The sequence below is a fragment of the Polaromonas sp. P2_G11 genome (assembly GCF_056403595.1).
On sequence record NZ_JBFUFE010000006.1, the window covers coordinates 334,884 to 353,645 of the forward strand.

At 62.9% G+C, this 18,762-nt stretch carries 22 protein-coding genes; 5 read left to right on the plus strand and 17 right to left on the minus strand.

Annotated features, from left to right (window positions below; all coding sequences use genetic code 11):
- Window positions 1-14 precede the first annotated feature (14 nt).
- The gene (locus AC1DWQ_RS21695) at window positions 15-974 is read right to left on the minus strand and encodes a tripartite tricarboxylate transporter substrate binding protein (protein ID WP_457279180.1); all 960 of its coding nucleotides are present in this window, start codon (window positions 972-974) and stop codon (window positions 15-17) included.
- A gap of 48 nt (window positions 975-1,022) precedes the next feature.
- Window positions 1,023-2,249, minus strand: a complete 1,227-nt coding sequence (gene argE, locus AC1DWQ_RS21700; RefSeq protein ID WP_477671495.1) for an acetylornithine deacetylase — start codon at window positions 2,247-2,249, stop codon at window positions 1,023-1,025.
- A gap of 179 nt (window positions 2,250-2,428) precedes the next feature.
- Here argE and AC1DWQ_RS21705 point away from each other — a divergent pair, with 179 nt between their 5' ends.
- Window positions 2,429-2,938 (plus strand): DUF1993 domain-containing protein, encoded by a 510-nt coding sequence (locus AC1DWQ_RS21705; protein ID WP_477671496.1) that lies wholly within the window; start codon window positions 2,429-2,431, stop codon window positions 2,936-2,938.
- A 63-nt stretch (window positions 2,939-3,001) separates the two neighbouring features.
- On the opposite strand, the gene AC1DWQ_RS21710 is transcribed toward AC1DWQ_RS21705, so the two are convergent.
- The 8 genes from AC1DWQ_RS21710 to AC1DWQ_RS21745 form a co-directional block, all read right to left on the minus strand.
- Window positions 3,002-3,523 carry a hypothetical protein gene (locus AC1DWQ_RS21710; protein ID WP_457279177.1) on the minus strand — a complete coding sequence of 174 codons (522 nt, stop codon included), beginning with the start codon at window positions 3,521-3,523 and terminating at the stop codon, window positions 3,002-3,004.
- A 624-nt stretch (window positions 3,524-4,147) separates the two neighbouring features.
- Entirely contained in the window at window positions 4,148-4,846 is a 699-nt protein-coding gene (locus tag AC1DWQ_RS21715) for a hypothetical protein (protein ID WP_477671497.1), read from the minus strand.
- A 147-nt stretch (window positions 4,847-4,993) separates the two neighbouring features.
- A complete protein-coding gene (locus tag AC1DWQ_RS21720) occupies window positions 4,994-6,043 on the minus strand; it encodes a class I SAM-dependent methyltransferase (protein ID WP_477671498.1) in 1,050 nt (349 codons plus the stop codon).
- 220 nt (window positions 6,044-6,263) lie between these two features.
- Entirely contained in the window at window positions 6,264-6,737 is a 474-nt protein-coding gene (locus AC1DWQ_RS21725) for a DUF4864 domain-containing protein (RefSeq protein ID WP_477671499.1), read from the minus strand.
- A gap of 84 nt (window positions 6,738-6,821) precedes the next feature.
- Window positions 6,822-7,712, minus strand: coding sequence for a PhzF family phenazine biosynthesis protein (locus tag AC1DWQ_RS21730; RefSeq protein ID WP_477671500.1), 891 nt, complete (start codon window positions 7,710-7,712; stop codon window positions 6,822-6,824).
- Window positions 7,713-7,842: 130 nt separating this feature from the next.
- Window positions 7,843-8,079 carry a hypothetical protein gene (locus tag AC1DWQ_RS21735; RefSeq protein ID WP_477671501.1) on the minus strand — a complete coding sequence of 79 codons (237 nt, stop codon included), beginning with the start codon at window positions 8,077-8,079 and terminating at the stop codon, window positions 7,843-7,845.
- 78 nt (window positions 8,080-8,157) lie between these two features.
- Complete coding sequence (gene petA, locus AC1DWQ_RS21740) at window positions 8,158-8,775, minus strand: ubiquinol-cytochrome c reductase iron-sulfur subunit (RefSeq protein ID WP_477671502.1); 618 nt, start codon at window positions 8,773-8,775, stop codon at window positions 8,158-8,160.
- A gap of 45 nt (window positions 8,776-8,820) precedes the next feature.
- Window positions 8,821-9,270: a carboxypeptidase-like regulatory domain-containing protein gene (locus tag AC1DWQ_RS21745; protein ID WP_477671503.1), complete on the minus strand. Its 450-nt coding sequence runs from the start codon at window positions 9,268-9,270 to the stop codon at window positions 8,821-8,823.
- A gap of 277 nt (window positions 9,271-9,547) precedes the next feature.
- On the opposite strand from AC1DWQ_RS21745, the gene AC1DWQ_RS21750 reads away from it, so the two are divergent.
- Entirely contained in the window at window positions 9,548-10,210 is a 663-nt protein-coding gene (locus AC1DWQ_RS21750) for an alpha/beta hydrolase (protein WP_477671504.1), read from the plus strand.
- A gap of 92 nt (window positions 10,211-10,302) precedes the next feature.
- Here AC1DWQ_RS21750 and AC1DWQ_RS21755 read toward each other — a convergent pair whose 3' ends face one another.
- Complete coding sequence (locus AC1DWQ_RS21755; protein ID WP_477671505.1) at window positions 10,303-11,592, minus strand: MFS transporter; 1,290 nt, start codon at window positions 11,590-11,592, stop codon at window positions 10,303-10,305.
- Window positions 11,593-11,655: 63 nt separating this feature from the next.
- Window positions 11,656-12,393: a hypothetical protein gene (locus tag AC1DWQ_RS21760; protein ID WP_477671506.1), complete on the minus strand. Its 738-nt coding sequence runs from the start codon at window positions 12,391-12,393 to the stop codon at window positions 11,656-11,658.
- A 357-nt stretch (window positions 12,394-12,750) separates the two neighbouring features.
- Here AC1DWQ_RS21760 and gshA point away from each other — a divergent pair, with 357 nt between their 5' ends.
- Window positions 12,751-14,343, plus strand: a complete 1,593-nt coding sequence (gene gshA / locus AC1DWQ_RS21765; protein ID WP_477671507.1) for a glutamate--cysteine ligase — start codon at window positions 12,751-12,753, stop codon at window positions 14,341-14,343.
- A gap of 194 nt (window positions 14,344-14,537) precedes the next feature.
- Here the strand turns inward: gshA and AC1DWQ_RS21770 are convergent, their stop codons facing one another.
- A complete protein-coding gene (locus tag AC1DWQ_RS21770; protein WP_477671508.1) occupies window positions 14,538-14,762 on the minus strand; it encodes an oxidoreductase-like domain-containing protein in 225 nt (74 codons plus the stop codon).
- A 21-nt stretch (window positions 14,763-14,783) separates the two neighbouring features.
- Complete coding sequence (locus tag AC1DWQ_RS21775; protein WP_477671509.1) at window positions 14,784-15,059, minus strand: hypothetical protein; 276 nt, start codon at window positions 15,057-15,059, stop codon at window positions 14,784-14,786.
- Window positions 15,060-15,337: 278 nt separating this feature from the next.
- Between AC1DWQ_RS21775 and ylqF the strand changes: the two genes are divergently transcribed.
- Window positions 15,338-16,312, plus strand: coding sequence for a ribosome biogenesis GTPase YlqF (ylqF, locus tag AC1DWQ_RS21780; RefSeq protein ID WP_477671510.1), 975 nt, complete (start codon window positions 15,338-15,340; stop codon window positions 16,310-16,312).
- Window positions 16,313-16,333: 21 nt separating this feature from the next.
- Here ylqF and AC1DWQ_RS21785 read toward each other — a convergent pair whose 3' ends face one another.
- From AC1DWQ_RS21785 to AC1DWQ_RS21795, 3 genes are all read right to left on the minus strand, one after another.
- Entirely contained in the window at window positions 16,334-16,534 is a 201-nt protein-coding gene (locus AC1DWQ_RS21785; RefSeq protein WP_477671511.1) for a YgaP family membrane protein, read from the minus strand.
- A 27-nt stretch (window positions 16,535-16,561) separates the two neighbouring features.
- Window positions 16,562-16,999: a universal stress protein gene (locus AC1DWQ_RS21790; RefSeq protein WP_477671512.1), complete on the minus strand. Its 438-nt coding sequence runs from the start codon at window positions 16,997-16,999 to the stop codon at window positions 16,562-16,564.
- Window positions 17,000-17,280: 281 nt separating this feature from the next.
- Window positions 17,281-17,727 carry a nuclear transport factor 2 family protein gene (locus AC1DWQ_RS21795; protein ID WP_477671513.1) on the minus strand — a complete coding sequence of 149 codons (447 nt, stop codon included), beginning with the start codon at window positions 17,725-17,727 and terminating at the stop codon, window positions 17,281-17,283.
- A 72-nt stretch (window positions 17,728-17,799) separates the two neighbouring features.
- Between AC1DWQ_RS21795 and AC1DWQ_RS21800 the strand changes: the two genes are divergently transcribed.
- Entirely contained in the window at window positions 17,800-18,696 is an 897-nt protein-coding gene (locus tag AC1DWQ_RS21800) for a helix-turn-helix domain-containing protein (RefSeq protein ID WP_477671514.1), read from the plus strand.
- Window positions 18,697-18,762: the final 66 nt, after the last annotated feature.

The following is an 18,762-nucleotide window of genomic DNA, read 5'->3' on the forward strand; positions in this document are numbered from 1 at the left end:
GCGAAGTGCTGGCGCTATTCGACCTTGGCACCCGAGGCCTTCACGACCTCGGCCATGCGCTTGTAGTCCACTGCCAGCAGCTTGGCAAAGTCGGCGTTGCTCAGGGCCAGGGGCTCGATGCCCTGCTTGTCCAGGCGCTCAAGGATGACGGGGTCCTTGAGCAGTTTCGCGATGGCCGCGTTGACACGGTTGACGTCGGCTGCGGGTGTGCCGGCAGGGCCCAGCAGGCCAAACCACGAGTCAAACTGGTAGCCCGGCAAGCCGCTTTCGGCGATGGTGGGGACTTCGGGCAGGTATCTGGAACGCTTGGGTGAGGTCACGCCGATCAACCGGATGCGGCTGTCCTTGGCGAAAGCCAGCGCACCAATGCTGGCGGCAATCACGGCCTGTGCACGGCCCGAGATCACTTCATTGATGGCTTCGCCCGTGGCTTTGAGCGGCACATGCACCACGTCGATGCCGGCCAGGCCGTTGAAATACGCCATGGAAAGATGCGTGGCGCTGCCAACGCCTGCCGTCGCGTAGTTCATCTTGCCCGGGTTGGCCTTGGCGTAGCGGATGTATTCGGCCGCGGTTTTGGCGGGCACCTCGGGGTGGATCATCAGCACGTAGTCGGCCGTGCCGATATGCGCCATGGGCGTAAAGTCTTTTTGCGGGTCGTAGGCGAGTTTGGTGTAGAGCGTACCGGCGATGTTGTGGCTGGCGGCCGCCAGCACCATCGCACCGCTGTCGGGCGGGGACTTGGCGACATAACCCGTGCCCACGGTGCCGCCCGCGCCGGGACGGTTTTCCACAATCACGGTTTGGCCCAGTGCAAGGCCGAGCTCGGTGGAGATGGACCGGGCCAGGATGTCCTGCACGCCGCCCGGTGCAAAAGGCACCACGATGCGCGCGATTTTGGGGTTGGCCTGCGCCAGTGCGCTGCCTGCGGTCAGTGCCAGGCTGGTGCCCAGGAAATCTCTGCGTTGCATCATGTGTTCTTTCGGGTGAGGTAGGGGTGCAGTGGTCAGTTCAGGACGGGCTCACGACGGATTTATGCAGAGCTCGTCGGCCAGGCGGCGCATGAAGCGCTCGCACCAGGCCAGTTGCTCCAGCGTGATCCATTCGTTCGGCTGGTGTGCCTGCGCGATATGGCCGGGGCCGCACACGATGGTCGGCACACCGGCCTGGTGGAACAACGCAGCTTCCGTGCCAAAGGAAACCTTGCCGGCGCCCGAGTTGGCATCTACATCCGCGCACCTGAAGCACAACTGGGCGATTTCGCTGTCGGCTTCCGTCGCAAAACCGGGCAGCACCGAATTGAGTTTGTGGGTGATGCCGGTGTCAGCCGCCACCGCCTGCATGGCCGGCACCAGGCTGTCGGCAAAAGCTCTGGCTTCGTTGAACAGTGCATCGGGCGAATTCATGTGATGGTGGCGGATCTCCCAGGTCACATCGCAGTCGCGCGGGATGATGTTGAGCGCGGTGCCGCCGGCAATCACCCCGGTGTGGATGGTGGTATGCGGCACGTCGTAGATCGGGTCAAACGGGCCTTCCTTGACCAGTCGCCTGTGCATGGTCTTGAGGTGGGCCACAAATTCGCAGGCGATCTCCACCGCGTTCACGCCCAGCGGCGTGAGCGATGAATGCGCTTCAAAACCGCGCACCGACGTCTTGTAGGCATGCTTGCCCTTGTGCGCAATCACCACCTGCATGCCGGTGGGTTCGCCCACAATGCAGCCCGCAGGCTTGTAACCCTGCTCCACCATGTCGGCAATCAGGCGGCGCACGCCGATGCAGCCGACTTCCTCGTCGTAGCTGAAGGCCAGGTGAACCGGGCGCTTGAGTTTGCGCTTGAGCAGCTCGGGCACCATCATCAGCGCGGTGGCGCCATAGCTTTTCATATCGGTCACGCCGCGGCCATAGAGCTTGCCGCCAATGACTTGCGCTGCGAACGGGTCGGTGTCCCAGGGCTGGCCGTCCACCGGCACCACGTCGGTATGGCCCGACAGCACGATGCCGCCCACCTTGGTTTCGCCGTTTTCGGCAGGCAGGGTGGCCCACAGGTTGGCTTTCTTGCCGCTGTCGTCATAAGTGCGCCGGCATTCAATGCCCAGTGCCTCAAGCCGTGCCTGCGTCCAGTCAAGAAGGGGCAGGTTGCTGTCGCGCGAGACGGAGGCAAAAGACACCCATTTTTCTATCAGCGGCAGGGCGGCGAGGTCGGCGGCCTGCACGGACTGGCGGGTGGCGGCGGGGAGAGGGGCGTTCATGGTGGGGCCTTTTGGGGAGGGCGGAAATTGGTATGACAGCATACTATTTTGCGAAGGCCTTCGCCGTCCTCAAAGGCCATTGGCGGGCTGCGCGCATTCCGGCCGCAATCCGGCGAGAATGCAGGGCGCCGCGTGCAGGGCGCGGCAGGCTATCTCCATTCCTTTACCGAAAGCATTTCATGACCAGCAGCATCTACACCACGTCCATCCCCGTTTTCAAGCAGATGCTGGGTGGCCTCAAGGGCGTCCTGGCCAAGGCCGAAGCCCACGCTTCCGCCAAAAACATCGACCCGAATGCCTTGCTGCAGGCCCGTCTTTTCCCTGACATGTTCCCCTTGCTGCGTCAGGTGCAAGTGGCCAGCGATTTCGCCAAGAGCGTGTCGGCCCGGCTGGCCGGTGTGGAAGTGCCGAAGATCGAAGACAAGGAAACGACGTTTGCCGAACTGCAGGCGCGTATTGACACCATCCTTGCCTTCGTTGAAGGCCTGGACGTGGCGAAATTTGATGGGGCCGCCACGCGGGAGATCGTCACGCAAGCCGGCACGCCCAAGGAAAAGCGCTTTACCGGCCAGTCCTACTTGCTGAATTACGGCCTGCCGCATTTCTTTTTTCACACCACCACGGCATACGCCATCCTCCGCCACAACGGCGTGGAAGTCGGCAAAAAAGATTACATCGGCTCGTATTGAGCCTGTCGCCGGCACCCGGGATGGGTGCCTGCTGCCTGGCCCTGGTGGCGCCTGGTGGTGCGCCTAGTGCGCCGGGCTTTGTGCCAGCGCGGGCGCTCCGGGCGCAGCCGGTTCCACGGGCGCGCGTGGCGCATAGCCGCTGCGCGGCCGGGTGGGGCTTTGCATCCAGATGGTGGGGTCGGGCATTTCCTGATGGGGGCAGCTGTCGCCGCCGTCAAGCTGCCATGAAATGCCGTGGAGCCAGTCACTGGCGCGCGGCTCAAAACGCATGATGTCCGCCATCAATACTTTCTGGAAAGCCGCCGCGTAGGTCAGCAGGCGCAGGTCCCACTGCTTCATGATGATGCGCAGGTACATGCCTTCGCCGCGTGTGGGGTTGGCGGTCAGCAACATCTGGCAGTCCAGCCAGTTCGACGGAATGCCCGCCCGCCGGGCGGTGTCCCGCAACAGCACCTGAATGAGCTGCTGCCGCACGCCGATGGTGGAGTGTTCGTCGCCGGGGACAGAGACTTCCGATTCGGGGTGGGTGGCGCTTGAGGCCGTTTTTGGCTGGCTTTTCAGTCCAAAGAGCTGTTGAAGTTTCATAAGGTGCCCGCATCGCGTTGTGGCGCCAGCTGTCTGACAAGAGGTATTTTTGCGCTCTGTCTTTGGCTAACACCGCGTGTTACAAAGTGTTAACAATGTCGACGACTGGCGTCCGCAAGTCAAGCCGAGGGCTCTTTAAAAGCGGAATTTTTTCATGAAAACGCGGCCAAAATGATGTGCTTCGTGAGTATTCAACGTGGACGCTACAGGCGAGAACTGGCCGTGGTTGGGATTTTTACTCGAAGACGCTGGCAGCGCCGGGAAGCCTGCACTGGATTTGCACCTGGCAAACGTCAATTCCTGCTAAATGTTTCTTGATGTAACAGATTGATGATTTTGGCCAGCGAAGAAAGGTGTTGGCATGACGCGAATCCAGCATGGCGCGATGCCCGCGCAACTGGACTTCAGTGACGCGAAAGCGGGGGCCCGCATCGGGCCCATCTGGCATGCGCCCCGGCCTGCGCGAACATTGGGCAAGCGTTGAGGGGGTTGCTGCTGTTCTTACGGGAAAAGAGCCCGCAGGCCAGACAGGGCGAGCGCAAGCAGCTATTAAATCGATAGCGATGCAGCTGCCTTGCGCAGGTGCTTGTGGTTTAGCGGCACGCGGTTGAACAGATGCGCGCGTTACTTTCCACCATTTCCGCCACCGTTGCCTCCGCCATTACCACCGCCGTGGCCGCCTCCATTGCCTCCACCCTGGCCGCCATTGCCGTTGCTGCCGCTTTTACCGGACTCTTTTCCGGCGCCCAGGCCTTTGCTGGAGGCGTGAGCCGTGGCGACATTGCTGGCATGAACGGCATGGACGCTGTCATTGGCTTTCTTGCCACTTTTGGAGGTATGCGAAGCGCTCACGACGGCGCCCAGTTTCACGCCCATGCTGTTGGCAATCTGGCCCCAGCCAATGCCGTCGGCCTTCTGGGACAGTAAGCCGCCCAGTGTGGCCGAGAGCTGTGAAGGCGTAGGGTTGGTGATGCCTTGTTTGGCCAGCGAAGTCTTGGCCAGCGCAAGGGCAATATTGATGTTGCCGTAACCCATTTTTCCGGTGGCCGGCGAAAGGCTTGCGGCTGGCGCGGTGGCGTTGGGTCCGGTCGGGCTGGGGCTCAGCGAGATCGGTGTGCCCGTGCGCAACCCCTCAACCAGTGACTCGGCGTTTTGGGGTGAGCCGGCAAATGCGCTGTAGCGGCTCGCCAGCTTTGCGCCTTCCGGATTCCCGGCCGTGGTGCTCACACCGGCATCTGTTGTTTGTGCGGCAAGGGCAAGACCGCCGGCCAGAAACATGGCAGTGGCCGTTGCGGCGATGGTGATGGTTTTTTTGATCAGCATGGGGTGCCTCGCTTTCTGAATCAACCTGAAGCAGGCCGGACCGCGACATGCGGTGCGGCTTTTTTTATCTTAAAGGCCGTGCGGCACCGCTCGGCCGTCTTCCGGCGCCGTCCTACGGCCAAGCCCGCCAAAAATGAAGCCGCAGCGCTAGGCGCGCACAAAATAGATGAATGTGGTGCCCGGAAAAATATGCCGGTAGACAGGCCGGGCAATAACCCGCGCCAGATTTTTGGGCTGAAGCAGGCCCGAGGCACTGTTGTACAGCCGATAGAGTTTGGGGCGCAGCGGTTTCAGGCCAAACTCTTTTCCGAAGGCGACGAGCGATTCATGGCTGAACGCGTTGATGTGTTCGAGCGGGGCAATGGGCATCTGGTCGTCGGGCGACAGCGCGCCGAAATCTTTCCCCTGGCTGATTTTTTTCAGCGCGGCAGCCGCGTTGGGAACGCTGATCTTGATGACCCCGTCTCCTGACAGGGCATCGCGCAGTTTCTCGAGCACCAGCCTGGGTTCCGTCAGGTGTTCAAAGACCTGCTCCGTATTGATGAACCTGAACCTCCTGGCCGGCAGGTCGGCCAGGCCGACAACCCGCAGCCCTACGGATTTGCCGTGGCGGGCGCGTTCTTCGGAAAGCTCCACACCCCATACATTGCAGCCAAATCCCATGGCCATCTTCGACCAGTGCGCCCAGCCGAAGCCGAAGTCAAGCGCGTCCAGTTCCCCCGGCGGGAGCCCGAAGTATTGAATGATGAACTGGACCTGCTCGGCCAGGTAGCGGTATTCGTCCAGGCTGTAATTTCTGTGCTCGCGGTCCAGCTCGGTGCCGGGAACCCAGTCGTTGTAGATCTCGCCCAGCAAGGGGTCGTCGGGCACCTGTTGCTGAAAGACCAGGCTGCAACTGTTGCAGCGTGCCAGCGCATAAACGCCCGCGTCGGCAGTCCTTGACGCGTGGCCTTCATAGTGCCTTGCAAGATAGGCCTGAACGCCCGCGCCGGCGTACGGCTCCTCGTAAACCACCGAAAGGGAAGCCGACAGGCAGCCAGGACACCGCGTCCTGATCTTGAGGGCTGATTCACGCGGCTGCGTGGCACCCTGACGCTGTTGTGCATGGCGTGGCGCCTGCAGATTTTCCCTGAGCGACGGCGAAGCCGGATCCCCCGGCAGGCGCGGGAATTCAAGTGAGGTGGCGGGCATGTTCATGGGTTGAGTCCGGAATGCCGCAAACGCAGCAGCACCAAACACCTTAGCCGCCAGCGTGCAGGAGCGGGTAACCCTCTGTAAACCACGTATCGGTGCTCTTTGCCGCATACGCGCCCGGTTGGCGTGGCGTTTCAATGCGTGCTACGGCAATGATGTCTGTTCCCGGGCCGGCTCCCGCCTCTGGGAAAACCGTTAGCAGCAGGCGCCGCAGACTGGCGCACTACGCCATGCGGCCCTTGTTTTCGACCACCACGCACCCGGTGATGCGCCACGCTTTGTTGCTTTGCCGTTCGAGGCTGTAAACCGCCAGCCACGAAACACCGCTGGCATCGGCCATTTGCACCCGCTGGATCACCTGGTCGTTCTTGCCGTCGGGTTTCAGAAAGGCGACCGATGCAGGGCGGTACACCACCGGGTAATCGCGGCGCACCATCGCCATGAACCCCTGGGGTGTTCCGACGGCCTTCTGCACATTGGGGGCCGCAAAAGAAAACGCCTTGGCTGCGTCATCCTTTGCGAAGGCCGCCAACTGGGCCTGCACCACGGTGCGCACCGTCTTCTCGTCAGCCGCGGTAAAGGGCGCTGCACTTGCCGGCACTGCCGTGCATACCAGCAACAGCGCCGCGCTGCCGGCAGCGAGCAGGCCGGCCATGCAGTTCAGCACACGGTTCAAACGGATCAGGCGGGCAGTCATAAGGTCAATCTTTCCTGGATTCGATGGCCACTGTGGCTAAAGGTGATGAAGGTACGCAAGTGGCGCGCCAACGGATGCCTCCCCTCAAATCAGCCGGCCGTGCGCCAGCACCACGACGCCGCCGCTGACAAGCATCTCACCGGCTGCATTGGCCTCTACCGTGATGCGGCTGGGGCGCCCGGCAAAACGCCCCTGCTTGAGCGTGATGACTTCGTCCACCTTCGCCGCGCCGTGGCGCAGCAGGTAGGCGCCTGCCGGCCCGGCGGCGCTTCCGGTGGCAATGTCTTCCACCAGCCCGGCGTTGTCCCAGGTGCGACCTTCGCGCGCCGACACGTCCAGCACGTAGGCGAATTTGGCGCCCACGGTGGCCAGCAGCGCCTCAAAGTCAGGGTGCACAATTTTTGCGCGCTCCAGGCCGCCGACCACGGGCACCAGCAGATAGGGCAGGCCGGTAGACACCACCTGCAGCGGAAAACGCACATCCAGCTGCGCCGGGCCCAGCCCGAATGCCGCGAGAAATGGCAGGCTGTCAGCGTGACTGAGGGCAGCCTCGAAGCGGGCCACGCCCTGGTTCATGCTGGCGTCATAAGTGCCCGGTGTGCCTTCTTTGCGTGTGGTGTTGATGGCAACTGCCCGTGTGCCGAGCATCAGCGTCCAGCCGGCAGAAGGGTGATGCCCCGCATGCAGGTGATGCAGCAAACCTGCTGCGCCCAGCAGGGGGTGGCCGGCGAAGTCAAGCTCTTCTTCCATCGTGAAAATGCGTGCTTCGAAGCGGTTCCCGGGACCGTCAGGCGTGAGGAAAATGCTCTCGAACTGCCGCATCTCGATGGTCAGGCGCTGCATCTGGCGCGCCGGCAAGGGGCTTTCAGGCAGGAACACCGAAAGGCCGTTGCCGGCCAGCGCTTCGTGGGTGAACACGTCCACCTGGTAGTACTGCAGCCCCGACAAGGGCGGCATGGTTGTCATCGCTGTCATGTGGCAATTCTCCTGCGGGGAATTATCGCGGTGCAGGTCATTGCGGCGGCATCCCGGCGTGCGGACTGCCGTTTCTCCGTTTCTGCTCAGGCGATCCGGCGGGCTTGCGCCGCCAGGGTGCCTGTGCGGTTTAAATCCCGAGCAGCTTCTTCGCGCTGCCCAGCGCTTTCATGGAGTCGTCGTGCTTGCCTTCCTTGTGAAACTTTTCGCCATCGGCGCGAAGCTCTTTCACTTTGGTCATGTCGGCGGGCGAGAGCTTGGGGTTGGTGGAGAGCTTGGCGTCAATCGCCTTCATCTCGTTGGGGCAGTTATGGGCAAACGCCAGGGACGAAGTGGCCAGGGCGACGGCGGCAATGATGAGTTTCATGTGATCTCCAACCTGCGTCAGAAAATGCTGACGCCAGATGCTAGCAAAGCCTCTGCTGTGGCACAAGCCGCAGTGACACTAGCTTGTCTGGCCGATTTGCAGCTTGGTGGCGTCGATGAATTGGTATTCCGGGATGTCCAGGTTGGTCGGCGCCGGTACGTTCTTCACCACGCGGCCGGCAAGATCAAACCGGGAGCCGTGGCAGGGGCAAAAAAATCCACCGGGCGCATGAAGCTCGGCATTCAGCGCGCTGTCGTCCAGGCGCAGGGTCGGTGAGCAGCCCAGGTGTGTGCACACCCCCACCGCCACCAGGATTTCGGGGCGCTCGGAGCGGGTCGCGTTGGCGCACGATTTCGGTTGTTCGGATCGCCTGGACTGCGGGTCCGCCAATGCCGGATTGGGCTGCTGCAGCGCGCGCACCATCTCCTCGCCGCGGCGCATCAACCAGACCGGTTTTCCGCGCCAGGCGACAGTGCGCAGCTCGCCTGTCGCCAGTGCGGAAATATCGACAAGCACCGGGCCGCCCTGGGCGCGCGCCACTTCAGAGGGTGCAAGGCTGGCGGCGAAGGGGTAGGCCGCAGCCAGCAGGCCGGCGCCGGCAGCGATGCCGGTTGCTGCCGCCAGCAGGCGTCGCCGCTCGGCGTCCGGCAGGGTCCCGTCGTCTATCGCGTGGATCAGTTCGGTGACGTTACGCATGATCTGACTTGAAAAATTCGATGAAGGCAGGCAGTCCCGGTGTGCTTACGGCCCGGTTTTATCGGCGCCCGCGCCCCAGAGGAACACCTCTCTGGAGGGTTTGCCTGCCTTCACGTCCACCTTCCTGCGCTGGGTCTGGCCGGCCAGCGTGGCCTCCACGGCATAACTGCCCGGTGCCAGCCGGGCCAGCAGAAAGGGGCCCTCCGATGTGGCCTGAAGCACTTCATTTCCCCGGGCATCGAGCACCCGCACCTTCACGTCGGCCGCGAAGTCGGCACGCTGCTTGTCCTTGATGGCAAATTCGAGTGTCAGCGGCCATTGCCCGCTGGCATTGCGGATCGCTGCGGATTCGTCGGCGCCGATGCCGCCGCTCAGGTATTCAACCGGGCCGCTGGTACGCACCGGCGGCAAGGGGCCGCTTGCCTGGGCCAGCGCGCCGCCCGCCATGAGCGCACCGAGGACGGCCGAGGCGGCCTTGTGGGTCAGGGTTTTCATTTCAGCATGCTCCTTCTGCAACGATGGGCAGCAAATCGGCGCAGTGTGCTGCCTGACACTGTGTTCATGCGGCCTGCCGATCTGCGCGAAGGCCTGGCCAGCTGCCTTGTCATCACACCGTAGCAGGCTTTGTGCGCCAGGTGTTCAGCGCTGCCGGAAACCATTGTTCGCGGGTCAGCTTAGGCCGGTCTTAAAATCCCGGCTGGTGTGCCTTGCAGCTTCAAGCCCGCGGCATTCAATCGTCATCTGCTTCCTCAACCACCTGGACCCGTCACCCATGCCCCTCGAAGTCATTGAAGCCCAGACGGGCGACAAGCCCGTCGCCACCGTTCTCATCATGCACGGCCTCGGGGCCGACGGCCGGGACTTCCTGCCGATTGCCGAACAGATGGACCTGTCCAGCGTGGGAGATGTGCGTTTCCTGTTTCCGAGTGCGCCCAGCATTCCGGTCACCATCAACGGCGGCTACGTCATGCCGGCCTGGTACGACCTGCTGGGCGCCGACCTGGTGAGCCGGCAGGACGAGGCCGGGCTGCGCAAGTCGCAAGGCGACATTGAGGCATTGATCGCCCGGGAAAAGTCGCGCGGCATCCCTGCCAGCCGCATTGTGGTGGCGGGCTTTTCGCAGGGCTGTGCCATGGCGCTCATGACGGGCCTGCGCCACGGCGAACGGCTGGCCGGCATTGCGGGCCTGTCGGGTTACCTGCCGCTGGCCGACAAGACGGCCGCCGAGCGCAGCGCCGTCAACCAGGATGTACCCATTTTTCTGGCGCATGGCACGCGCGACGGTGTGGTGGTGCTGCCGCGCGCCACCGCCACGCGCGATGCGCTCAGCGCCATGGGCTACACGGTCGAGTGGCACGAGTACATGATGGAGCACTCGGTGTGCCCGCAGGAAATCACCGACCTGGAGCAGTGGTTGCGCCGGGTTCTGGCCTGACGGGATTTTAAGTAAAACTGGCTGTAGCCCTTACAAAACGGGCGCAAGCAGCTATTAAAAGAATAGCGATCCGGGCAAGACCAGGACGTTGTTCAGGCCGCCGCTGTTTTCGTCACGGCCGTCCGCGCCATCCGCCGCACGCGCCACAGCAGGAAAAACGCGATGCTGAAGTTCAGCAGGTTCCACGCGATGCCGTTGAGGAATGCGGCATGGTAGGAACCGGTTAGGTCAAACACCTTGCCTGACATCCAGCCGCCCAGCGCCATGCCCAGCAAGGATGCCATGATCACCGTGCCCACGCGCGCGCCGGCCTCGGCGGGCTCGAAGTATTCGCGCACGATGATGGCGTAAGCCGGTACGAGGCCGCCCTGGAACAGGCCGAACAGCGCGGCGATGACGTAAAGCGATACCAGTCCGTCAAAGGGCAAAAACAGCAGCAGCGCGATGCCTTGCAGCACCGAGCCCAGCATCAGCGTGCGCAGCCCGCCGATACGGTCGCAGATCGCGCCCGACACCAAGCGGCTCACCACACCGCAGGCCAGCATCAGCGACAGCATTTCAGCACCGCGCGCCGCGCCATAGCCCAGGTCGGTGCAGTACGACACGATGTGCACTTGCGGCATGGCCATGGCCACGCAGCAGGCCACGCTGGCCACGCACAGCAGCATTTGCGCCGAGCCCGGCGTCAAGCCAAAGGGCATGCTGCTGGTGGTGGCGGCGATACCGCTGTTGCCTACCGCGGACGCCACGGCCACCGGCGGGCGCTTGCGCATCAGCAGGGCCAGCGCCGTCATGGTGACGAAGCTGAAAAGGCCGAGCCACAGATAGGTCTGGCGCCAGCCCACGGCCTCGACAAAATGCTGAACGATGGGCGGCCAGATCGCGCCGCCCAGGTAGTTGCCACTGGCGCACACCGCCACGGCAAAACCGCGGCGCCGTACAAACCAGAGCGAGGTGTCGGCCAGCAGCGGCGCAAAGGTGGCGGCAGAGCCGAGAAAGCCGATCAGCAGGCCGTGGGCCAGCGAGAACATCCAGATGTTGCCGGCCATGGCGGCCAGGGCAAAACCCAGGCCCAGTCCCACTGCGCCAACCAGCAAGGGAACCATGACGCCAAAGCGGTCGGCCAGCCGCCCCATCAGAACGCCGCCAACACCGAAGCCGATCATGAGCGCGGTATACGGCAGGGAGGCATCGGCCCGCGTCACGCTGAATTCAGCCTGCACTGCGGGCAGCACCACGGCCACCACATACATGCCGCAGGCGCCGACGGTCATCAGCGCCAGCGTGACCATGAGCCGCATCACGGCGTAGCGTGAGTCGATGAGGAGGGAGGAGTCTTGCGCGGCGGTTGCGGGGCTTGGGGGCGTGACGGGAGGGCTCATCAGGCAAGCGTACACCAGCAGCTGCCCCGCTGCGCTGTTGATGGCCCGGCCGGAGCTGGCGCGTTACAGCGGGGAAGGGCGCGTGGCTTCGTAACCGACGGCGGAATTGCTGTCGCTTGGCTGGCCCAGTTCCTGGTCGCGGATGCGGAAAAGGCGTTCCAGGTCTTTCATGGCGTCTGCGTCAGCTGCGGAGACCGGGGCCGGCCGTGCCACCGGTGCTGCGGGCTGGGCCGGCAGGCTGGCGGCTACAACGGGGGCGGCTGGTACGGGCGCTGCAGAGGCTGTTGCCGCCGCGGGAAGAGGGGCCAGGGAAGCCAGGGGCGCGCTGCGTGGCGGGCGAACCGATGCGCCGGCAGGCGGCCGGACGGGATCGGCCCAATATGACTTGTCGGGCATGGTCGGGTTGGGGCAGGTCTCCGCCACTTCCAGTTGCCAGGAAATGCCATGCAGCCATTGGGCCGCCCCGGGTTCAAAGCGCGTGATTTCTTCCATCAGGGCGTTCTGGAAGGCGAAAGCGTACTTCATCAGACGGTCGTCCCAATGCCGCACAACGAGGCGTACATACATGCCAGGGCCGCGGCTGCGGCTGGACACCAGCAGCATCTGGCAATCGATCCAGGGCAAGGGAATACCGTATTTACGCATGGCATCGCGCAGCAACACCTGCACCAGGTGGCGGCGCGTGGCGTTGTCCGAGCCGTCTTCAATGGTGAGGGGGTTGTCCCGGCTGGACGTGCCCGTGCGTTTGGGCGACGCTGCGGGGGTTGAACCGCCGAAAAGGCTGGCTAGCAGTTTTTTCATTTTTTGATCAAGCTCTACGCTGCCTCAGGCTAAAAGACCGCAAAACCGTTTAGTTTGGCGGAAATTGAAGGGTAAAACAGCCGTGTTACGGAATGTTTTTTATCGTCGTCCAGCTTGTCTGACAAGTCAAGGGAGTTCTGCACCCTGGCGCTCCGGCGTCGCTCGCTTTCCACATCCCGGGCGCCAAACTGTGGATTTCTGCCCGGAAAATGCGGTGTATGACTTAAATCCGGCCGGCCTGCACGGGCCCCGAGCCAGACCCCACCCGGGCTGTGCTGGCAAGCCCGGATGCGCCAGCGCAAAGCGCCGTGCTGTGATAACTTCCACGCCAATTCAAGATTCTGGGGGAATGACGATATGACCAAGTTGCAGGCGCCTGCGGGCGCGCTACAGGACCGCCTGAAAGCGCTCACCCCGGCCCGGCTCAAGGGCATGCGCCGCGGTGTCGAGAAGGAAAGCCTGCGCGCCAAACCCGGCGGCGGCCTGGCCCTCACGCCGCATCCCGCGGCCCTGGGCTCGGCCCTCACGCATCCGGGCATCACCACGGACTTCAGCGAATCGCAGGTTGAGCTGGTCACCGGCGCCCACCCCAGCCCTGAAGCCACGCTTCAGGAACTGACGGAGCTGCACCAGTTCACCTACCGCACCATGAAAGATCTGGGCGACGAAATGCTCTGGGTGTCCAGCATGCCTTGCGGCCTGCCGACCGACGAAACCATTCCCATCGCCCGCTTCGGTTCGTCCAATGTCGGGCGCGCCAAGAGCGTTTACCGCATGGGCCTGTCGCACCGTTACGGCCGGCGCATGCAAACCATTTCGGGCATTCACTACAACTGGTCCCTGCCCGGGGTGAGCAGCAAGGAATACTTCGCGCTGATCCGCAACTTCCGCCGCCAGGCGTTTTTGCTGCTGTACCTGTTTGGCGCCTCGCCCGCGGTGTGTTCCACGTTTGTGGAAGGGCGCCAGCACGAGCTGCAAACCCTGAGCGACAGCACCATGTACATGCCTTACGGCACTTCGCTGCGCATGGGCCGCCTGGGCTACCAGAGCGACGCGCAGGCATCGCTTGCCGTGAGCTACAACAGCCTCGACGGCTACGGCGCTTCGCTGCAGGACGCGCTGACCCGGCCCTACCCGGCCTATGAGGCAGTGGGCATCCGCAACCCCGGCGGCGACTACAACCAGCTGGCCACCACGCTGCTGCAGATTGAAAACGAGTTCTACGGCACCATTCGCCCCAAGCGCGTGATCTTTCCCGGCGAACGGCCGCTGCATGCGCTGCGCGAGCGCGGCGTCGAATACATCGAAGTGCGGCTGATGGACCTGGACCCTTTCGAGTCCGTCGGCATCAATGCGCAGACCATGCGTTTCCTCGATGTGTTCCTGCTGCACTGCCTGCTCAGCGACAGCCCGAACGACACGCCCCAGGAAATCGCCGAGCTCAAGCATAACCAGCACCAGACGGCGGCGCGCGGGCGAGAGCCCGGCCTGAAACTCAAGCGAGGCGGCCATGAGATCACGCTGACGGCCTGGGGTGCGGAGGTGGTGGGCCAATGCGCGCCTATCGCGGCGGCGCTCGACGCCACGCATGGCGGCTCGCAATACAGCGACGCCCTGACATTGGCCAGCGCCGCTTTGCTGGACCCCTCCACCTTGCCTTCGGCCCGTGTGCTGGCCGCCATGGCCGACCGCCATGAGAACTCCTTCATCCGGTTCACACGCGCGCAGTCTGAAAAGACGCAAGGCATCCTGCAGGCGCAGCCGTTGTCGGCCGGCCAGCTGGCACACTTCGCCGCACTGACCGAGGCCTCCGTCCAGGAACAAAAGAAGATTGAAGCCGCGGACACCATGCCGTTTGAGCAGTACCGTCAGCAGTACGTTTCGGCTGAGCGCCTGGGCATGCCGGGGCGCGAATCTGAGCACACCCCTGTTGGGGCTCACTTCGTGTAGCCCCCTCTCCCCTTGAGAAATAGGTTCACCCCTATCGGCACTCACTTCGTGTAGTGCCTTTTCCCCTTGCAGGGGACGGCGCCTGCGGCCTGGCGAAGCCAGTTCCGCGGCCCCTGCTGGTGAACAGGGACACCCCTATCGAAACTCTCGGGGTGCTATCAATTCAGTAGCTTGTGGCGCAAGTTGGTATTGGGCTAGAGCCCGATTTGGTATTTAAAAATCGCTTCTTCGGCGTCTTCACGCCAGTACGTCACGGCCGCGTACCAGCCTTCCCACACGCAGCCGTTGCAGCCGCGACCGCAGCAGGTGGTGGGTTCGGGAGGAGGTGGCCGCAAGCGGATGCCCGCAGCAGCGGCGCGCTCCTGCAGGGTGCTGAAGATCGCCATGGCGGCGCTGTGGTCAGCAGGGCTTTCGGGCATGGGCCTGGTGTGGGTGCCGTGTCAGGGTTTGGCGGAAGCCGCCATGCGCCGGCGGGCGTACAGGCCGATGAATGCGCAGCCCAGTACCAGGGCAAACCAGCCCACCAGGGCCGATTTGGCGACGATGCCCTGCATGCCCGGTGAGGTGATGAAGTAGGGCGACACCACCACACCCAGGCCGATCAGCACACACAGGATGCCTTTGATCATCAGTTCGTTATTGGCCTTGAGGGCGGAAGCGGCCAGGCGGCGGGCCGGGATCACGGGTTTTTTGTCGGGGGCTGCGGGCAGGGGCATGAGGGGCTCGATAGGGGAGGTCGGAGATGGATGGGAAGGGCTTCGGGGCGGCTTGGAGCGGCCCCGATGAGCCTGGGCGCATTACGGCTGGTCGCAGCCGCTACATCTGTCTATGCCCCGATTGTCCTTCATTGGGCCGCAAGCAGGTGAGGCAGGCCCGGAATGTCCCCCGTACCGGCTTGGCGGCGGGGCCGCCCGCTGCGGCGACAATTGGGGAATTGAGCCGGGTCTTCCCGCCCCGGTTCCATCTGAACCCGAACACCCTAAGAAAGATCCCGATGGCCATCCAGTGGTTTCCTGGTCACATGCACCTGACCAAAAAAGCCATCAGTGAGCGCATCAAGGAAATTGATGTCGTCATTGAACTGCTTGATGCGCGCCTGCCCGGCTCCAGCGCCAACCCCATGCTGGCCGAGCTCACCAGCGCCAAACCGGCGCTCAAGGTGCTCAACAAGCGCGACCTGGCCGACGCCACCCGCACGCCGCTCTGGCTGGATCACTACAACAGCCTGCCCGCCACCCGCGCGATTGAGCTGGACGCCAGCGAAACCACGCCTGCGCGCCGCCTCATTGATGCCTGCCACGCGCTGGCGCCCACTCGCGGCACCATGGTCAAGCCGATGCGGGTGCTGATTTGCGGCATTCCCAACGTCGGCAAGTCCACCCTGATTAACACCCTCACCGGCAAGCGCGCCACCAAAACCGGTGACGAAGCGGGCATCACCAAGGTCGAACAGCGCTTGGTGCTGGCCGACGGGTTTTATTTATGGGACACGCCCGGCATGCTCTGGCCGCGCATCATCGTGGCCAAAAGCGGCTATAACCTGGCCGCCAGCGGCGCCATTGGCCGCAATGCCTTTAACGAGGAAGAGGTCGCGCTCGAGTTGCTGGATTACCTGATCAAGCACTACCCCGCCTTGCTGGAGGCGCGCTACAAGGTCGAGGTGACCCCCGGCATTACCGATGAGCAGCTGCTCGAAGAAATTGGCCGCAAGCGCGGCGCGGTGCTCTCCAAGGGCCGGGTCAACCTGCAAAAAGCCGCCGAGATCGTGATCTATGAATTCCGGGCGGGAACGCTGGGCCGTGTGACCCTGGAAACGCCCGGCGAGTTTGCCGAATGGGCAGCCGCCGGCCGGCTGCTCGACGCCGAGCGCCAGGTGAAAAAAGACAAGATCGAAACCAACCGGTTGATCAAGTTCAAGAAGATTCCGCGGCCGGATAAATCCGGCAGGTCCGGATTCGAAGAATCCTGAGACCGGCCACCGCGCGCGGGATCACTTGGGGCCTGTTTTGCAGGTCCGTATGCCAAGCAGCGTGTACGCCGGGCACCAGCCCAGCAAACCTGTCAGCAGGGGCACGAGCCCCAGCAGCGCCCACCAGCGCCAGGCGGGCTCCGCCACAAAATACAAGCTGAGGATGGCGAGTCCCGCCACGATGCGCACCGCACGGTCGGCGGTGCCTGCGTTTTTGTTCATGATGAGTTCCCTTGGAAAATTAACTTTTTAGTGCAGCACCAGCACCGGCTTTTTGCTGTGCGACAGCACCTTCTGGGTTTCACTGCCCAGGAGAAAGCCGGTGATGCCCTTGCGGCCGTGCGAGGCCATCACAATGAGGTCGCAAGCTTTGCCGTCTGCCATCCGGACGATGGTTTCATAGGGGTGGTCGCCTGCGACGCAAACGGTTTCGCAAGGCACGCCCGCCTTGTCGGCGGCGTCTTTCAGCGCAGACAGGAATGCCTCTGCCTGCGCCTGGCATTCCCTCATGAATTGGTCCCGTGTGTCTTCCAGCATCTGGACCCGGTAGGTCAGCAGGTGAAACTCCTGCATCACATGCAAACCCGTGATCCTGGCCTGGGCTTCCCTGGCGAAAGTCACTGCCTGTGCAATTGCCCGATCCGAAGCGGGCGAGCCGTCGGTCGGTAGAAGAATATGTTTGAACATGGCAAATCTCCTTGTCATCCTGGGCGGCTCATCGCCGGTGCGGCAAACCTTGAGCAGGGCGGTTCCACTTTAGGTCGCTGCCGCCAAACGGCTTTGATGCAGGTCAAGTCATCGCCTCAATCGGGGAGGGGACGGGGCGGATTGCCTGCCACGGGTTCGTGATGTGACGCCGCGCGGTGCGGCGATGTCGGTTTCAAAATCCACCGAATGCAGGAGAAGTTACGGGCAGCCTCAGTGTCACTCAGCGACAGGAAACAATAGAGTCTGTCGGATGAGGGAAGTTAGTGACCCCAGAACGCATCTTCCTGCTCAGGATCGCTTGAGAACAGCCTGGCTTCGACGATCCTGCCTTCTTCGATGCGCAGCAAGTCGATGCCATGCTGAGATAGCCGCAAGCCGTCGCGCTGTCCCTCGAACTCAAGCTCCACGGTGACCCATGCGCCATTCCCCATGAAGCGATGCGCGCGGGTGATCGCAAATGTTCCCTTGGACACTTCCATCATCTTGCCGATCATCGTTCCAACGGCTTGCACGCTCCTGTGCGTGCCGGAGAAGCGATTGCGCCCGGGCTGGTGCCACACGATGTCCGGTGCCAGGAGGACGCCTAGCGCGGCTTGATCGCCGGATTGAACGGCTTGAATGTACTTTTGTGCAATTTCGATTGGAGTAGTCATCTGTTCCTCTGCTGGTTGAAATAAGTGATGGCCCTGCATTGGTTCAGGTGTCATCAGGTAAAACTGTACGTTGCGCTCGCCTTGGCGTCACGGTGGAAAGCTGTCTAAAAATGGTAATAATCGGACATGAATGGAAATATTGACGGGGCGAATGACACACTGGAGCGGATCGGCTACGCGCCGCCGGCCAGCTACGCGTTCGATATCGAGGTGGTTGCGATGCGGGAGCTGCGTGCCCGCGCTCCGGCGGAAGAGCTGCGCAGGCCGCACCGCATCGAATTCCATGAACTGATCTTCGTCAGGCGCGGCGAATGCACGCATGTGGTGGACTTCGAGCCCGTCCGCTGCTCGCCCGGCTCTGTGCTGGTTTTGCATCCGTCACAGGTCGAGCAGTTCGATGTGACAACACCCTGGGACGGCTGGCTCGTTCTATTTCGCCCTGAACAGCTTTTTGCATCGCAGGACAAGATGGGGAAGCTCGGCCTGGTTCAGGCTGTGGCTGAGTTGCCTGTGCAGCTCACTTTTGATGACGCCGAGGCCCGGTTGCTGCAGCAAACCATGGCACAGATGCACCTGGACGGGGGCTTGCAAGCCGGCCAGCCAGAGGTTCAGGCCCTGTTGCTGCACCAGCTTTGCACCGTGCTCCTGCGGCTGGTTCTGGCGCACCAGCAACAACGCAGCGATGGCACCGTCCGGCCTTCGGAGCTGGATCGTTTTCGGAGGTTTCGGCTCCTCCTGAATCAATCGTTTGCGAAGTGGCATACCTTGGCGCAATATGCCGATGCCATCGGCTGCACAACGCGAACGTTGACTCGCGTCACCCTGAATGTTGCGGGGGTTAGCGCGAAAGCGTTTGTGGCGAACAGGATTTCGCTGGAGGCCAAGCGGCTACTTGCACACACCGGGATGCCCATCGCCGGGATAGGCTACGAGCTGGGTTTCGACGACTCCAGCAACTTTACCAAGTTCTTCAAACGGGAGGTTGGATGTACCCCGGTGGAGTTTCGTGCAGGTTACCGCTAGGGAAGGTCTGCACAAGTCCACCGACCACGCTTGTCGTCGAAGCTGGCTTGCTTGGCAGGCGGATGA

Coding starts and splice junctions, on each gene's coding strand:
- AC1DWQ_RS21695 (WP_457279180.1), bottom strand. CDS start 974: ATGATGCAACGCAGAGATTTCCTGGGCACCAGCCTGGCACTGACCGCA.
- argE (WP_477671495.1), bottom strand. CDS start 2,249: ATGAACGCCCCTCTCCCCGCCGCCACCCGCCAGTCCGTGCAGGCCGCC.
- AC1DWQ_RS21705 (WP_477671496.1), top strand. CDS start 2,429: ATGACCAGCAGCATCTACACCACGTCCATCCCCGTTTTCAAGCAGATG.
- AC1DWQ_RS21710 (WP_457279177.1), bottom strand. CDS start 3,523: ATGAAACTTCAACAGCTCTTTGGACTGAAAAGCCAGCCAAAAACGGCC.
- AC1DWQ_RS21715 (WP_477671497.1), bottom strand. CDS start 4,846: ATGCTGATCAAAAAAACCATCACCATCGCCGCAACGGCCACTGCCATG.
- AC1DWQ_RS21720 (WP_477671498.1), bottom strand. CDS start 6,043: ATGAACATGCCCGCCACCTCACTTGAATTCCCGCGCCTGCCGGGGGAT.
- AC1DWQ_RS21725 (WP_477671499.1), bottom strand. CDS start 6,737: ATGACTGCCCGCCTGATCCGTTTGAACCGTGTGCTGAACTGCATGGCC.
- AC1DWQ_RS21730 (WP_477671500.1), bottom strand. CDS start 7,712: ATGACAGCGATGACAACCATGCCGCCCTTGTCGGGGCTGCAGTACTAC.
- AC1DWQ_RS21735 (WP_477671501.1), bottom strand. CDS start 8,079: ATGAAACTCATCATTGCCGCCGTCGCCCTGGCCACTTCGTCCCTGGCG.
- petA (WP_477671502.1), bottom strand. CDS start 8,775: ATGCGTAACGTCACCGAACTGATCCACGCGATAGACGACGGGACCCTG.
- AC1DWQ_RS21745 (WP_477671503.1), bottom strand. CDS start 9,270: ATGAAAACCCTGACCCACAAGGCCGCCTCGGCCGTCCTCGGTGCGCTC.
- AC1DWQ_RS21750 (WP_477671504.1), top strand. CDS start 9,548: ATGCCCCTCGAAGTCATTGAAGCCCAGACGGGCGACAAGCCCGTCGCC.
- AC1DWQ_RS21755 (WP_477671505.1), bottom strand. CDS start 11,592: ATGAGCCCTCCCGTCACGCCCCCAAGCCCCGCAACCGCCGCGCAAGAC.
- AC1DWQ_RS21760 (WP_477671506.1), bottom strand. CDS start 12,393: ATGAAAAAACTGCTAGCCAGCCTTTTCGGCGGTTCAACCCCCGCAGCG.
- gshA (WP_477671507.1), top strand. CDS start 12,751: ATGACCAAGTTGCAGGCGCCTGCGGGCGCGCTACAGGACCGCCTGAAA.
- AC1DWQ_RS21770 (WP_477671508.1), bottom strand. CDS start 14,762: ATGCCCGAAAGCCCTGCTGACCACAGCGCCGCCATGGCGATCTTCAGC.
- AC1DWQ_RS21775 (WP_477671509.1), bottom strand. CDS start 15,059: ATGCCCCTGCCCGCAGCCCCCGACAAAAAACCCGTGATCCCGGCCCGC.
- ylqF (WP_477671510.1), top strand. CDS start 15,338: ATGGCCATCCAGTGGTTTCCTGGTCACATGCACCTGACCAAAAAAGCC.
- AC1DWQ_RS21785 (WP_477671511.1), bottom strand. CDS start 16,534: ATGAACAAAAACGCAGGCACCGCCGACCGTGCGGTGCGCATCGTGGCG.
- AC1DWQ_RS21790 (WP_477671512.1), bottom strand. CDS start 16,999: ATGTTCAAACATATTCTTCTACCGACCGACGGCTCGCCCGCTTCGGAT.
- AC1DWQ_RS21795 (WP_477671513.1), bottom strand. CDS start 17,727: ATGACACCTGAACCAATGCAGGGCCATCACTTATTTCAACCAGCAGAG.
- AC1DWQ_RS21800 (WP_477671514.1), top strand. CDS start 17,800: ATGAATGGAAATATTGACGGGGCGAATGACACACTGGAGCGGATCGGC.